The sequence below is a fragment of the Bradyrhizobium macuxiense genome, from assembly GCF_001542415.1.
In the GTDB taxonomy this organism is placed as follows: Bacteria; Pseudomonadota; Alphaproteobacteria; order Rhizobiales; family Xanthobacteraceae; genus Bradyrhizobium; species Bradyrhizobium macuxiense.
The window spans coordinates 33,177-47,617 of the sequence record NZ_LNCU01000114.1; the positions used below are offsets into that span (position 1 = coordinate 33,177).

Below are 14,441 nucleotides of genomic sequence, written 5' to 3' on the forward strand. Positions count from 1 at the left end.
GAGCCGGTCAGCGGCAGGCCGGCGAAGCCGGAGCCGTCGATCCCGGTGATCATGCCGGCGATCAGCACGCCGAAGGCAACGAACAGCTGATTGCTCGGGATCCAGGCCTGCGCCGTCTGGATCAGCTCGAACAGCAGGCTCGGCGCGTGCGCAGCGGGCATGCCGAGGATCGGCGAGGACAGGCCGGGCTCGGCGCCGAGAAAGAAGAAGCCCGCAATCGGCAGCACGGAGCCCATCGCCTTGAACGCGAAGACGAAGCCTTCGGTGATGTGATCGGCGCTGGTGTCGAGGAACTTGCGCAGATCGCCGGAGACGGAGGACGCACAGATCATCAGCATCGCGGCGACGCCACCGACCAGCGCGGCGGCATTGCCGCCCTTCAGGTCGTGACCGATGCCGATCTTGGCCAGCACCATGACGGCGATGACGCAAAGAAAGGCGAGCGGCGTCGCGATGGCAAAGAATTTCGACCAGCCCTCGCGCCGGGGCGGCACTTGGGCGAGTTCCTTGTCGATCTGCGCCTGGGTCGCAAACGGCCGCTGGCCGTCGGCGGTGCCGCGCGCGATCTCGGCTTTGTCGAAGGTGCCTTCCTGCTCCAGGCGCGCCAGTTGGCCGTTGCTCGACTGCGCCTGCCAGCGCCCCAGCAGCCGGTCGTCAGCCTTGGTGATCGACTTGCGGATCGAGAGATAGGCGAGCGTCAGCGCGATGCCGCCGGTGATCAGCGACAGCACAAGCGCGCGGTCCGCCACCGTTGCGGCGCTGACCGCGGCGCCGGCCGCTTTGGCGCTGATGCCGGGAGCGACGCCGATCACGTAGTCCGAGGACAGCGCCATGCCCTGTCCGGCAATCGCAATCGCGATCGCACCGCCGAGCGGCGGCAACCCGGCCGCGATCGCCGCCGGCAACAGCACCGCGGAGACCAGCGGCACCGCCGGCGTCGGCCAGAAGAACAAGGAAATCACATAGGTGATGGCGGCGAGCACGAAATAGGCGGTGTGCCCGGTCTTCATCACGGCACGGAACGGTTCCACCATGCGGATGTCGGAGCGTAGCACCTTGAGCGCATTCAAGAGCGCCGTCATCAGCGCGATCACCAGGAAGATGTTGAAGAGCTCTTTGGCAGCGGTGAAGCTCGCATTGAAGACGCTGGCGAGCGCCGCGACCGGGCTGTGCGTCCATGCCAGCGCGACCAGGAATGTCGCGAGAATCGACGGCACGACGACGTTGGCGCGCCAGATCATGGTCAGGACGATGATGGCGACGCCGAGCAGATAAACCCAATGCGCCGCAACGATTGGAACGTGCTGCATGCCGTTGCTTCCCCCCTCAGGAATGCGGCGCATGATGTATACTGTATTCAAATATGGCAAGAACAAATTGCGAGCGCATCATCGGGATGTACGCGGTGCGGTGCCACCACTGAATAGCATTTTGAAGTGGAAATGCGCATAACGAAGGCACATCTGCCACGTTTGTGGCCATGCCCGCGGCCTGTGTATCCGGCCGGTCTTCAACGTTGACAGGCATCAATTTAGTATACAGTATACCGAAAATGACGCCGTTGCGGGCCACGGTCAGCGGTCCAACGCCCGGACGGCCATTGTTCACGGCACAGGAGCGCGACCATGCAGAAGCTGATGGATCATGTGGAATTTCGTACCGCCCTCGAAAACGCGATCAAGGGCAAGAGCGCCAACAAGGCACCGTTCAGCGTGGCGTGGGCCAGCGGCAAGCTGAGCCGCGCGCATCTCGCGCGCTGGGCCGAGAACCACTACCACTATGTCGGGCCGTTCGCCGATTACCTCGGCTACATCTATGCGCGGATGCCCGAGCAGTACCAGGAAGCCAAGGACTTCCTGCTCGCCAACATGTACGAGGAAGAGATCGGCGGCGACCGCCACACTGATCTGCTGATCCGCTTTGCGGAGGCTTGCGGCACCACCGGAGCGCGGGTCAAGGATCCCGACAACATGACGCCGACGACGCGCGGGCTGCAGAGCTGGTGCTATTCGGTTGCAATGCGTGAGGACCCGATCGTCGCGGTGGCGGGCCTCGTGGTCGGTCTGGAATCGCAGGTGCCGTCGATCTACCGCAAGCAGACGCCGACGCTGCGCGACAAGTATAAGTTCACCGACGAGGAAGTCGAATTCTTCGACCTTCATATCGTGTCGGACGAAATCCACGGCGAGCGCGGTTACCAGATCGTGCTCGAGCACGCCAACACGGTGGAGCTGCAGCAGCGCTGCCTGAAGATCTGTGAAATCGGCGCGCAGATGCGGTTGCTCTACACGACCGCGCTGTACCACGACTACGTCGCGAACGACATTCCGCTGTCGGAGCTCGATCTCGCCAGCGGCGTGCCCGCCGACGAGCGTGTCCTGCTGCAGGCCTGAGCAGCTGCGAGCGGAGAGCGGCGCGATGCCCAGCGTGGTTTTTCACCGTAACGGCGAAACTTTCGTCGGCGAGATCAAGGAGAACACCAATCTCGTCGTGCGTGCGGGCATCCGCCAGTTTCCCTATCCCAACCTCCTTTACGGCTGCGGGATGGGGAAGTGCGGGAAATGCGCGTCGCTGATCATCAAGGGCAGCGAGCATTTGCCGGAGCCGAACTGGAAGGAAAAGAAGCGCCTCGGCGCCAGGATCGAGCAGGGCTACCGGCTCGCCTGCCAGCTCTGGCTCACACACGACATTGAACTGTCGCAGGAGGCGACGCCGCTGGCCGATGTCGTCGCGCCGGCGGGTGCCGCGGTTGGGAGGCCGTGACCGATGTATGTGATACTGACGAGCAAGCCGGGACAATTCCACACCGAGATCGTCGAAGGCCTGCGGCCGCTCGCCGCCTATGACTATCTGTTCTACGGCGTCAGGAAGGCGACCTTCGTGATCGCGGAGCTGGTCAAGGAGACCAAGGTCAAGGTCATCGATGAGGCCTGGTCGCCGCAGATCGTGAACGAGGTGCCGTCGAAATTCCTCGAGAAGTTCGAAACGCCGGAGCGGGCGCTGAGTGAGCTCGAGCACCTCGTCACGTTCGGCCACATGGATACGAAGCTGCAGAAGCGCTGAGCGGATGTCGCGATGATCGAAGTCACGTTCGTGACCAATAACGGGAAAACCGTGACCGCGCCGGAGAACAGCAACCTGCTGCGTGTCTCGCTGCGCGAGCAGGGCGGCATTCCGTTCAAGTGCGGGGGCGGCCTGTGCGGCACCTGCAAATGCGTGATCGAGAAGGGCATCGAGAACACCGACGCGATCAAGCCGAAGGAGCGCAAGCACCTCACCGAGGAGCAGTTCGCGGCCGGCTACCGGATGGCGTGCCAGACCTTTCTGACCGGCAGCGTGAGCGTGTCCTGGACGCCGAAGCCGGCGGTACAGCCTGTTCGCCCTGTAGCTGTTGACGGCGAATGAGCGCGGCTTGATGGTGTGCAGCCGGCGGTCTAAATACGCTGATATCGCCGTCGGCTAGGATTCTGGCAACTCGTAGGACCTCGTCGTTCGGTGGTCCACGCAATTGAGTGGAGTGCGGCCGGACAGGTCACTTCATGGCAGGCAGGCTCGGAAACTCCAAACGTCTCGGCGACGATTACCTTTCCCTCCACGGTCGGGTGATCGAGGAATTGCGACAGGCTATCCTGAGCCGGCGGCTGAAGCCCGGCGAGCGGCTGGTCGAAGGACGCCTCGCCGATGAGCTCGGCGTCTCCCGCAATCCTGTGCGCGAAGCGATCCGCGTGCTGGAGTCGGAGGGACTGGTCGAGGTTACCGCGCGGCGCGGCGCCTCCGTCGTGACGATGTCCGACGAGGAGGCGCGTGAAACCATCGAGGTCCGTGCGCTGCTCGAGGGGCAGAACGCCCGCCTTGCCGCGCGCCGCCGCGAGGAGAGCATCATCAAGCGGATCGCTGCCGTGCTGAAGCAGGGCAACGAGGCGGTCGCGGCGCGGCGCTACGATCTGCTGTCCGATCTCAATCAGCAATTCCATCATGAGCTGGCGGAAGCCGGCCGCAATCGCGTGCTGGCAGACCTGCTGAAGCGGTTGCGCGAGCGCACCGCGATGCTGTTCGCGCCGACCGATCCGGTGCGCCAGGCCCGCACCTGGGACGAGCACGCCGCAATCCTGCGCGCCATCATTGCCGGCGACGAGCGCGCCGCAGCCACGCTGGCCGCGGAGCATGTGATGCGGGCCGGGGCGGATTTTCTCTCGAGCCTCCACGTGCCGGATGAAGATGCCTCGCTGGAGCAGATGGAGGCGAAATATGGCCTGCCGTCGGCATCTTCCAACCCCGAACGCGCTTTGGCGACCAAGCCGGCGCGCCGCGGCGAGGCACGGCCAGCCACGCGGCGGCGAAAGACCGAGGACTGACACCGTCAGCACGCGCGGCACCCGACGACCGGACGTCCTGTAGTACCTCCGCCGGATCGGCGCTCTATCTTTCTTGACCGCATCTGCCACGCTCGCTACGTCTTCTCGGGTCGGTTCGACACATGGCGACGCGTGCGAGTCTCGTTGAGATTCCCAGACGATCTCCGTGGTCGCTTGCCGGCCGCGCCGTATGGCCCGGGGGAAACGAATGAACAACAACAATCATGGCGCGTCGCCGAACGACGTGGCCGAGTTCGATTATGTGATCGTCGGAGCCGGCTCGGCCGGCTGCGTGCTGGCCAATCGCCTCAGCGCCGACGGCAAGCATTCGGTGCTGCTGCTCGAGGCCGGGCCGAAGGATTCCAATATCTGGATTCACATCCCGCTCGGCTACGGCAAGCTGTTCAAGGAAAAATCCGTCAACTGGATGTATCAGACCGAGCCGGAGCCGGGGCTGAACGGCCGCCAGGTGTTCCAGCCGCGCGGCAAGGTGCTGGGCGGCTCCAGTTCGATCAACGGCCTGCTCTATGTGCGCGGCCAGCACGAGGACTACGACCGCTGGCGCCAGCGCGGCAATGCCGGCTGGGGCTATGACGATGTGCTGCCCTATTTCAAGAAAGCGGAAAACCAGCAGCGCGGCGCCGACAAGTATCACGGTGCGGACGGACCGCTGCCGGTATCGGACTGGCGGCATCATGATCCGTTGTCGGAAGCCTTCGTTCATGCGGCGGCTGAAGCCGGCATTCCCACCAATCCGGATTTCAACGGTGCGACCCAGGAGGGCGCCGGCTTCTTCCAGACCACGACCCGGCGCGGCCGGCGCGCCAGCACGGCGCGTTCCTATCTGCGTCCGGCGCTGGCGCGCGGCAATCTCAGCGTCGAGACCTCGGCACTGGCGCAGCGCATCGTGTTCGACGGCCGTCGCGCCAGCGCGGTGGAGTACAAACAGAACGGACAATTGCGTAGCGCGAAGGCGCGCAGGGAAGTCCTGGTGTCGAGCGGCGCGTACAATTCGCCGCAGTTGCTGCAGCTCTCCGGGGTCGGACCTGCTGATCTCCTGAAGCAGCATGGCATCGATGTGGTGCTCGATGCGCCCGGTGTCGGCAATGACTTGCAGGACCATCTGCAGGTCCGGATCGTGACGCGATGCCGGCATCCGGTCACGCTCAACGACGTCGTCAACAATCCGCTGCGGCGGATCTGGGCCGGCGTCCACTACGCCGCCTTGCGCCGCGGGCCGCTGACCATTGCCGCCGGCACCTCGGGCGCATTCTTCAAGACCAGTCCGCGTCTCGCGACGCCGGATATCCAGATCCACTTCATCCCGTTCTCGACCGACAAGATGGGCGAGAACCTGCATCCGTTCTCCGGCTTCAGCGCTTCAGTTTGCCAGCTCCGGCCCGAAAGCCGCGGCTCGCTGCGGATCAGGAGCGCGGACCCGAGCGTCCCGCCGGAAATCCGGATCAACTATCTCGCCACCGAAACCGACCAACGCGCCTTCATCGACGGCATCCGCATCCTGCGCAAGATCCTGGCTGCGCCCGCGCTGAAGGACTATTGCGCTGAGGAGGTCTATCCCGGCGCGAAGACCGTCAGCGACGAAGACGTGCTCGCGTTCTGCCGCAGCACCGGCAGCACGGTCTATCACCCGACCTCGACCTGCCGGATGGGCAACGATCCGACCGCGGTCGTCGATCAGCGGCTCAAGGTGCGCGGCATCGAAGGCCTGCGCGTGGTGGACGCATCGATCATGCCCGACCTGATGTCGGGCAACACCAACGCGCCGACGATCATGATCGCGGAAAAGGCGTCGGACATGATTCTGGAGGATGCGCGGTAGCTGCCTTCCGACCCGTCATCCCCGCGCAAAGGCTTTGCCTTTGTCGCTGGAGCAGCGCCAACGGGTCCGCGCGAAGCGCGGCCCGATGACAGGCTCCGCGCGTCTCGAAAGGATGAACGGCCGAGAGCCGGGCCGTCGCCCTTCGAGGGCCGCTGAAGATGCGGCCACCTCAGGGGTGACGGTCTATCCCTCCTCATTGCTGCGTAGCCGGATCCGGCGACGCAAAAATCCGGACTACAAGACATCAGCCCTTATATGCCCGCATCCGCTTGACCATCTGCTCGACATGGGCGATCGGCGTTTCCGGCTGGATGCCGTGGCCGAGATTGAAGATCAGCCGGCCCTTGCCGAAGTTTTCCAGGACATCGTCCACCGCGCGGTCAAGCGCGGCACCGCCGGTGATCAGCGCCAGCGGATCGAGATTGCCTTGCACGGCGACGCGCGACTGCACGCGCTCGCGGATCATCGACGGCTCGGCAGTCCAATCGATGGATACGGCATCGACACCAGTCTGCTCGACATAGTTCGGCAGCATGCCGGCAGCACCGCGCGGGAAGCCGATGATCCTGGCGCCCGGGACCTGCTTGCGCACTCCGGCAACGATGCGTTTGACCGGCCCGATCGACCAGCGCGCGAATTCGCGTGGCGGCAGCACGCCGGCCCAAGTGTCGAATATCTGCAGGCAGTCGGCGCCGGCCTGCAACTGGCCGACGAGATACTGGATCGAGTTCTCAACCAGGACGTCGATGATCTTCGCGAAGGCATCCGGATGACGATAGGCGAGCATGCGCGCCGGCACCTGATCCGGCGTACCTTGTCCGGCCACCATGTAGGTTGCAACCGTCCACGGCGCGCCGCAGAATCCGATCAGCGCGATCTCGGGTGCAAGCTGGCTGCGGACGCGGCGCAGCGCTTCATAGACGGGCTCCAGCTTGTTGAAGTCCGCTTCCGTTGCGAGGGTTGCGATCTGATCGGGCGTCGCGAGAGGATCCAGCCGCGGGCCTTCGCCGACCTCGAAGCGCACCGCGCGGCCGAGCGCGTGGGGGATCACCAGGATGTCGGAGAAGATGATCGCGGCGTCGAAGTGGAAGCGGCGGATCGGCTGCAACGTGACTTCGGCGGCATAGTCCGGGTTGAAGCAGAGATCGAGGAAGCTGCCGGCCTTCGCGCGCAATTCGCGATATTCCGGCAAATAGCGGCCGGCCTGCCGCATCATCCAGAGCGGCGGCACGTTCTGCCGGTGACCCGACAAGACGTCGATGAGCGGCTTGGTCGCGGAATCCTGGGGCACGCAAAAGTTCCTGAGCGCGAAAGAAAGTTGCTGCCCCTGATACACGGTGCATCGTCACGGGCCAAGGCGGATCTGGAACCCCGGTTCGCGCGGGCGCGTTGATCCAGCAATGGAGGACGATATGGCCGAGAAATTCGATCCTGCTGCGCATGACAAGCATGCAGACGCGCCGCACAAGGCGCAGGCTGCCGACCGCGACATTTGCACGGAGCTGCAGGCCGGCCTTGAGGGCACCTTTCCGGCGTCCGATGCGGTCAGCGTGACGCAGCCCGCCCCGTCAAGGCGCGACCGCAACGAGGGCAATTGATCGTTTTGGGCAGCGTTGCGCTAACCACGAATCAGGCTGAGTTCGACTGCGCGGCGAGCCACTCAGTGGTTTGATGACGATGGCGCAGGTGGTGCGGGGCGTGATCGCGGCATTTGGTGTGGGCAGCGTGCCCAGCTGATACGCCGCGCGGATGCCGGGCGGCTCTCAGGGGAGCTGGTGTCTTGGCCTGTCGCGCGATCTAGACCAGGCCCTGCTCGGGGCGTTGCATCCGGTCGAATTCAAAGGTCACGCCGAGCCGGCGTTCGAGACGCCAGGCGACAACGCAGCGTCTCCGGATCGGCTCGCTTTCGATCTCGAGATTAAACGCGAACGGAATCGGCGCGTCGTTCTCGACGGCGAGTCCCGCGCCCCCGGTCGAGATGTTGAGCACGAGACATCCGATCTCGGTATCGCGGAAGAAGATCGTTCCGCGCTTCATCAGGACGGTTCGCTGGCTGTCGGTTTTGTACCGCTTCAAAGTTGCGTTCACAGCAATCTCCTGCCCCGTTGTCGGCCTGTCGCGATCGCCGCTAGTTGACCAGCACCGCGCCGTCGCAACGGATCCCCATGACCCACAGATCGACCGAACCGATCTTCACGCCGAGCGTTGCAAGCACCGATGCCAGCACCTGGTCGACCGGGTTGGTGACGCCGTTCAGAATGCCGGCGACCGTCGCGCCGACGCCGGGAATGGAAAGCCCATTGACGTTCAGCGTCAGATTGCCCAGCAGGCTCGACGTCAGTGACGAGGTGAAATTGGTCGTCGTCACGTTCTTCGTGTTCAGCGACTGAATGTCGCTGTAGCTGAACGTCACGTTCGTCGGCGTGGTGTTGCCCATATAAGCGTTGGCCCGGCCTGTCACGGTGACGGGAAGTGGCGCAAGATTGACCAGCGTTGCCGCCGGCGGGTTCGGCTGGCTGGTGAAATTCGTCATGTCGGCGGCGGTGACGCCGCCGATCCACGCATTGACGATCCCGGGCGTCGCGCCCAGCGTGACCTGCGACGTGTTGATGTTCGGATAGCCGCAGGACACCGCATTGAGCGTCGCCGTGCCCGCAGCGACCTCGACATAGATCGGCAGGTTGACGGCAGGGACACTGCCGCTGCCGAGCACCTGGATCGACGCGAGGATTCTGGTCTGGGCCGTGTGGACGCTCGCGCCCTGGGTGCCGAGCGATACCCAACCCGATCCGACCGGCCGTTCGCCGACGGTAGCGAGCACGGTCACGTTGGCGATGCCGGGCAAGCCGAGATTGACCGTGGTCGCGATCTGGTTCGTGCCGTTGGCGATCTGCGCGACCGTGGACAGCAGGTCGAATAGCGTAACGGTGGCGCTCAGCTTCGGCTTCTGCCCGACCGTGAGGTTGGCAAAGGGGCCGAGGTCGATCAGTGAGCCGGGGGTGATCTTGGTCGTGAGGCCGCTCACGGCCTGGGAGACCGTCGACAGTGCTGTCGTCGCGGAGTTCGCGCCGTTGGTGCTCTGCTGCGCGGCCAGTGCGGCCGCGATGATGTCGGGAAGCTTGATGTTGCTGGTCAGCAGGGTGTTGTAGGTCACGCCGGTCAAATTGACCCGCGTCGCCAGCGCCGAGAGGAGATCCAGCGCGTCGACCTTGGCGCCTAGCAGGGCATTATAGTCCATCACCGAGAGCGACAGCGTCGTGCCGAGCATGCTGCCGAGCATTGCGTTGAGCAGGCCGCCATTGAGCGAGAGCAGCCGCGACCCGATCGCGAACGATGCCATTTCCGTCGACGCCGCGGTGGCCGTCGTCCGGATGGTGAAGCTGCTTTGGCCGGTCAGATAACGCGCGAAATAGAGCGACGTCTGCGTATTCAGCGTGACCCGTGCGGCGTTGGCGGTGCCGACTGCCGGCGTCACGAACCGGGATTGCGGCGCGACGGCGCTGTTCGCCGTGTATGTTCCGGTCTCGACCTTGACCAGCGCGCTGGCTGGATAGTTGTTCTGCGTGACGGTTGCCGTCGCGGCATTGACTGCATTGTTGAGGTTGCTGGCGGCGATGATCGCGGCGAGGTCCGCCGTGCTCTGCGTCTTTCGCCGGTCGGTGAAGATCGTGCCGAGATCGATTGCAAGTCCGGCACAGCCGACGACGAGGGTCATCAGACCCGCGCTCATCATCGCGAAGTTGCCGCGACGATCGGCGCGGAAACGCCGCAACAGCATCAGCATCGCGGACATTCTAGAACCCTCCGTACTGGATCGCCGCCGAGCGGACGATCGTGGCCGACGGCGCGGGCACGAAGGGGAGCTTGTAGATGAAGTTGCCAGCCGCGTTGTAGTTCACCGTCACGACGTAGACGTTTGCGTTAGACGGTGACGACGCAGCGCTGACCGAGAGATTGCCGGGAACCAGCAGGGGATAGGTCGAGGCATTCGCCGCGACGTAGTTTGTCGCCAGGCTGTTGCGCTCGCTGTCGGTCATTCCGGCAATCGACGAGCGTGCCGCCTCGGCGGCGAGTTGCTGAACGCCGTGCACCATCGCCAGATATGAGCCGAACACGACGATGCCGAATATGAAGGCGAGAAACAGCGGCAACAGCAGAGCAAACTCGACGGCTGATGCGCCGCTTCGGCAGCGGAAAAACCCGAACATGGCAAACCTCGCAACGCGAACTGTTTCGCATCGTTGCGAGGCTTTGATTAAGGAAAACTATGAGAACGCTTCAGCGAATCAGTGACAGCAATCCGCGCAAATAGCCGCACTACCCTTTATGGGCTGCCCGGTGCGTTATGGGGCGATCAAAAAAATTGATGCGCACCCGGAGAAACCCGGGGGGAGATGCAGCGCACAGCAGCAAATGCGGCCGTTCGATACCGTAGCACTACGTGGTAATGCACGTAACGATGCATATGATGGGATATCGCTGCAAATTGAAGCTAAACCAAAGTGCAACCAAATGTTAGTATAGCTCAATCACATAATGTGGAGATCGTTATTGCGTCCCGTGCTGAGATTGGAGGGCTCGCGATGCACAGACCACGTCAATACTTGAATATTCCTACCGAGATCGTTCGCACCGTCGTTGCCATTTCTGAAACGGGAAGTTTATCGAAGGCCGGTGAGCGTCTCGGACTGAGTCAGCCGGCGATAAGCTCGCAGGTGAAGCGCCTGCAAAGCCTGGTTGGTGGTGCGCTCTTCGTCAGAACGGCGAACGGGACAACGACGACCGAACTCGGCAAGGTCGCCGTGCAGCAGGCAAGGCGTATCCTCGAAGCGAATGACCAACTGCTGCGGCTCGGCGGCAACAATGAGGGCCCGCAGCCCTTACGGCTCGGCATGAGCACGATGCTCGCGGAAGAATTCCTCAAGCTCCAGCCGGTCGATGCGCTCGCCGATATCATGGTTCACGTCGACATGTCGCCGGCGATCATCAGGGGACTGATCGACGGCTACGTCGATATTGCCTTTGTCTACGGTAATCCCTCGCTGGAAGCCGAAGACGAAGTCACGATAGCGAGCGAGGCCGAAGAGCGTTCGGTGTGGGTGCGGTCACGGGATTTCGTCTTGCGACCGGGTGCGCCGATCCCGATCCTGGCGTGGCCTGGTGACGACTGGATGATGCGCACGCTCACCAAGCACAACATCTCGTACAAGATCGTGTTCAGAAGTCCGAACCATCAGTTGCGGCTCGAGGCTGCGCGGGCAGGTTACGGCCTCACCGCATGCCCCGAGCGAATGATCCCGCCGTTCCTCGTTTCGGCGAAGGATTATTATCTGCCGGAACTGCCGGTTCGGAAGCGATTGTTGTGTGTGCGCCCTGGCCTCGAAGGAAGCCGTGCGACCGCGCTGGTGCAGCGGCTGTCCAGCCTGTTCTTCAACGGCACGAAGACGATACGCCAGGTGAGCAACGTGTAGTTCGGCCGGTCTCGCCGTGCCGTGACGGCGCCGGTCAATAGTGCGGCGGTCTCTCGTTGGCGGGCCCCGGCGTACTGCGCTCGGCTTCCTGCAGCCGGTCGCGGAGCTCGGCGATCTGACGCGTCAGCGCGTCGATCTGCTTCCACTGTGCCGTGATGGTCTGGTTCAGTGTCTCGATGGTCTCGTCCTGGTAGGTCAGCCGGACCTCCAGCGCATCGATCCGGGCGCCCAGTTTCGCGGTGTCAGTCATGGGGCGCGCTTTCGGATGTGCGCTCGCGCAAGCCGTGGCCGAGCGCGACGCGTTCGTCGAACACGAAGCATTCGCCGCGCCAGCGGCTCTCCCGCTCCGGCGTTTCCTCGAGATATTTCAGAATGCCGCCCTTGAGGTGATAGACCTCGGCAAAGCCGCGCGCGAGCAGATAGGCGCTGGCCTTCTCGCAACGGATGCCGCCGGTGCAGAACATCGCGATCTTGCGATGCCTTGCCGGATCAAGGTGACGCGCCGCAAATTCCTTGAATTGTCCGAAGCTGGCGATCTCGGGATCGAGCGCACCTTCGAAGGTGCCTATCGCGACCTCGAAAGCGTTGCGGGTGTCGAGCACCAGCATGTCGGGAGAGGCGATCAGCGCGTTCCAGTCGGCGGCGTCGACATAGGTGCCGACCCGCCGTGTCGGGTCGACCGTAGTGTCGCCGAGCGTCACGATCTCCTTCTTCAACCGCACCTTCAGCCGCTGGAACGGCATCTGTGCCGCTTCCGAGAATTTCAGTTCGAGATTGTCGAGGCGGCCGTCGAACAACGCCCCGTGCCGCAACTCCGCGACAAGGGCATCGATGGCATCAGCCGTGCCGGCAATGGTGCCGTTGATGCCCTCATGTGCCAGCAGCACGCTGCCTTTGAGACCAAGTTCGGCGCAGAGCGCGCGCAGGGGCTCGCGCAGTGCCCGGAAGTCCGGCAATGCGGCGAATTGGTAGAAGGCGGCGACCTTGAGGAGCATGGCGGCGGTTTATCAGGCTGGCCAAGCCGGCGAAACCCCGCAAAGCCATGCGTTATCGTGATAATTCCTCTGGCATACCAGGCATTGCCCTGCCGGGGATGAATGTGCGATGTACTCCGCGTCCGCCGCGGCGGTATCAGAAGATCACGATCAAGCGAGCTCCCCGTTATGAGGAATTTCCATTTCGCCGGCCGTTCCACGGTTCGTGCCCAGAACGCGATGGTGGCGACGTCGCATCCGGAGGCGGCGCTTGCGGCCATCGAGATCATGCGCGAGGGCGGCACGGCCGCGGACGCCGCGGTTGCGGCCTGCGCGCTGCTCGGCGTCATCGAACCGCAATCGACCGGCATCGGCGGCGATTGCTTCGCGTTGGTCCAGCCGCGCGGCGAGGGCAAGATCGTTGCCTATAACGGCTCCGGCCGCGCGCCGATGGCGGCGAATGTCGACTGGTATCTCGAGCGCAAGATCCATTCGGTGCCGTTGACCTCCGCGCATGCGGTCAGCATTCCCGGCGCCGTCGATGCCTGGGACGTGATTCTCAGGGATCACGGCAAGTTCGGTTTCGACCGGCTGCTGCAGCCGGCGATCAAGGCCGCCGAAGAGGGCTACGTCGTCGCGCCGCGCATCGCCTTCGACTGGAAGAACCAGTTCGAGAAGCTGAAGAACGGCACCAACACCGAGCGCTACCTATTGCCGCACGGCAAGCCCGCGGTGGCCGGCGACGTGATCCGCCAGCCGGAGCTCGGCAAGACGCTGCGCGCGATCGCGCAAAAGGGCCGCGACGCCTTCTATAGCGGCGAGATCGCGGCCGACATGGTTGACACGCTGCGCGGGATCGGTGGCCTGCACACGCTGGAGGATTTCGCCGCGCACTCGACCGAGACGACGTCGCCGATCGGCACGATGTACAAGGGTTACGACGTCTGGCAGTGCCCGCCGAACGGTCCGGGCATCACCATGCTGGTGATGCTGAACATCCTCTCGCGTTTCGATCTCACCAGGTTCAAGCCGCTGAGCATCGAGCGCTTCCATCTCGAAGCGGAAGCCGCGCGCATCGCCTACATGATGCGCGAGCAGCATATCGCCGATCCCCAGCACGTTCATGTCGACGTCGCCGGCATCCTGGCTAGGGAATTCGCCGACGAGCACATCAAGAACATCCGGATGGACCGGTTACTCGACCTGCCCAACGTCGCGCCGCCGATGAACCCGTCGACGGTCTACATCACCGTGGTCGATAAGGACCGCAACGTCTGCTCCTTCATCAACTCGATCGCGCACTCCTTCGGGTCGGCGATCGTCTCTGATAAGACCGGCGTCCTGCTGCAGAACCGCGCCGGTGGCTTCCGCATCCAGCCCGGCCATCCCAACTGCATCGCGCCGGGCAAGCGTCCGCTGCACACCATCATCCCGTCGCTCGCGACGAAGAACGGCCGTGCCGTGATGCCGTTCGGCGTGATGGGCGGGCAGTACCAGCCGGTTGGTCAGACCCGCGTTTTGACCAACATCCTCGACTATGGCTGCGACGTGCAGGAGGCGATCGACATGCCGCGCGGCCTGCATTACGAGGGCGTCTACCAGCTCGAGGACAGCGTGCCGGCGGAGATTGTCGAGGGGTTGAAGACAATCGGTCACAAGACCACCAGCGTAGTGGCCCCGCTCGGCGGCGGCCAGGCGATCTGGATCGATTGGGACAAGGGCACGCTGACCGGCGGCTCCGACCCGCGCAAGGACGGCTGCGCGCTCGGCTACTGACCGGCTACCGTCAAACAAGCAGAGG

Annotated in this window: 15 protein-coding genes; 9 read left to right on the forward strand and 6 right to left on the reverse strand. The window is 63.9% G+C overall.

All coding sequences use genetic code 11. The features are described from left to right. Nucleotides 1–1,625 precede the first annotated feature (1,625 nt). From AS156_RS34250 to AS156_RS34275, 6 genes are all read left to right on the forward strand, one after another. Entirely contained in the window at nucleotides 1,626–2,393 is a 768-nt protein-coding gene (locus AS156_RS34250; RefSeq protein WP_066513777.1) for an iron-containing redox enzyme family protein, read from the forward strand. 25 nt (nucleotides 2,394–2,418) lie between these two features. Continuing rightward, the gene (locus AS156_RS34255) at nucleotides 2,419–2,763 is read left to right on the forward strand and encodes a 2Fe-2S iron-sulfur cluster-binding protein (RefSeq protein ID WP_066513842.1); all 345 of its coding nucleotides are present in this window, start codon (nucleotides 2,419–2,421) and stop codon (nucleotides 2,761–2,763) included. Nucleotides 2,764–2,766: 3 nt separating this feature from the next. After that, entirely contained in the window at nucleotides 2,767–3,063 is a 297-nt protein-coding gene (locus AS156_RS34260; protein ID WP_066513778.1) for a ferredoxin, read from the forward strand. 12 nt (nucleotides 3,064–3,075) lie between these two features. Next, entirely contained in the window at nucleotides 3,076–3,405 is a 330-nt protein-coding gene (locus AS156_RS34265; RefSeq protein ID WP_066513779.1) for a 2Fe-2S iron-sulfur cluster-binding protein, read from the forward strand. A gap of 134 nt (nucleotides 3,406–3,539) precedes the next feature. Continuing rightward, complete coding sequence (locus AS156_RS34270; protein WP_066513780.1) at nucleotides 3,540–4,355, forward strand: GntR family transcriptional regulator; 816 nt, start codon at nucleotides 3,540–3,542, stop codon at nucleotides 4,353–4,355. Between the two features lie 208 nt (nucleotides 4,356–4,563). Further along, the gene (locus tag AS156_RS34275) at nucleotides 4,564–6,195 is read left to right on the forward strand and encodes a GMC family oxidoreductase (RefSeq protein ID WP_066513781.1); all 1,632 of its coding nucleotides are present in this window, start codon (nucleotides 4,564–4,566) and stop codon (nucleotides 6,193–6,195) included. 244 nt (nucleotides 6,196–6,439) lie between these two features. Here AS156_RS34275 and hemE read toward each other — a convergent pair whose 3' ends face one another. Continuing rightward, nucleotides 6,440–7,486 carry a uroporphyrinogen decarboxylase gene (hemE, locus tag AS156_RS34280; RefSeq protein ID WP_066513782.1) on the reverse strand — a complete coding sequence of 349 codons (1,047 nt, stop codon included), beginning with the start codon at nucleotides 7,484–7,486 and terminating at the stop codon, nucleotides 6,440–6,442. A gap of 121 nt (nucleotides 7,487–7,607) precedes the next feature. Between hemE and AS156_RS34285 the strand changes: the two genes are divergently transcribed. Further along, nucleotides 7,608–7,793, forward strand: coding sequence for a hypothetical protein (locus AS156_RS34285; RefSeq protein WP_066513843.1), 186 nt, complete (start codon nucleotides 7,608–7,610; stop codon nucleotides 7,791–7,793). Between the two features lie 199 nt (nucleotides 7,794–7,992). On the opposite strand, the gene AS156_RS34290 is transcribed toward AS156_RS34285, so the two are convergent. Genes AS156_RS34290 through AS156_RS34300 form a run of 3 tightly spaced genes read right to left on the reverse strand, consistent with a single transcriptional unit; the run spans nucleotide 7,993 to nucleotide 10,403 of the window. Beyond that, nucleotides 7,993–8,283 (reverse strand): PilZ domain-containing protein, encoded by a 291-nt coding sequence (locus AS156_RS34290; protein ID WP_245313197.1) that lies wholly within the window; start codon nucleotides 8,281–8,283, stop codon nucleotides 7,993–7,995. Nucleotides 8,284–8,323: 40 nt separating this feature from the next. Next, the gene (locus AS156_RS34295; RefSeq protein WP_066513783.1) at nucleotides 8,324–9,988 is read right to left on the reverse strand and encodes a pilus assembly protein TadG-related protein; all 1,665 of its coding nucleotides are present in this window, start codon (nucleotides 9,986–9,988) and stop codon (nucleotides 8,324–8,326) included. Between the two features lies 1 nt (nucleotide 9,989). Continuing rightward, nucleotides 9,990–10,403, reverse strand: coding sequence for a TadE/TadG family type IV pilus assembly protein (locus AS156_RS34300; protein WP_066513784.1), 414 nt, complete (start codon nucleotides 10,401–10,403; stop codon nucleotides 9,990–9,992). A 330-nt stretch (nucleotides 10,404–10,733) separates the two neighbouring features. Between AS156_RS34300 and AS156_RS34305 the strand changes: the two genes are divergently transcribed. Further along, the gene (locus AS156_RS34305; protein WP_245313198.1) at nucleotides 10,734–11,666 is read left to right on the forward strand and encodes a LysR family transcriptional regulator; all 933 of its coding nucleotides are present in this window, start codon (nucleotides 10,734–10,736) and stop codon (nucleotides 11,664–11,666) included. 34 nt (nucleotides 11,667–11,700) lie between these two features. On the opposite strand, the gene AS156_RS34310 is transcribed toward AS156_RS34305, so the two are convergent. Further along, nucleotides 11,701–11,916: a SlyX family protein gene (locus tag AS156_RS34310; protein ID WP_066513786.1), complete on the reverse strand. Its 216-nt coding sequence runs from the start codon at nucleotides 11,914–11,916 to the stop codon at nucleotides 11,701–11,703. Beyond that, nucleotides 11,909–12,661: an oxygen-dependent tRNA uridine(34) hydroxylase TrhO gene (trhO, locus tag AS156_RS34315; RefSeq protein ID WP_066513787.1), complete on the reverse strand. Its 753-nt coding sequence runs from the start codon at nucleotides 12,659–12,661 to the stop codon at nucleotides 11,909–11,911. The genes AS156_RS34310 and trhO overlap by 8 nt, the downstream gene beginning before the upstream one ends. A 168-nt stretch (nucleotides 12,662–12,829) precedes the next feature. Between trhO and ggt the strand changes: the two genes are divergently transcribed. Continuing rightward, entirely contained in the window at nucleotides 12,830–14,416 is a 1,587-nt protein-coding gene (gene ggt, locus AS156_RS34320) for a gamma-glutamyltransferase (protein WP_066513788.1), read from the forward strand. The last annotated feature ends 25 nt before the right edge of the window (nucleotides 14,417–14,441 follow it).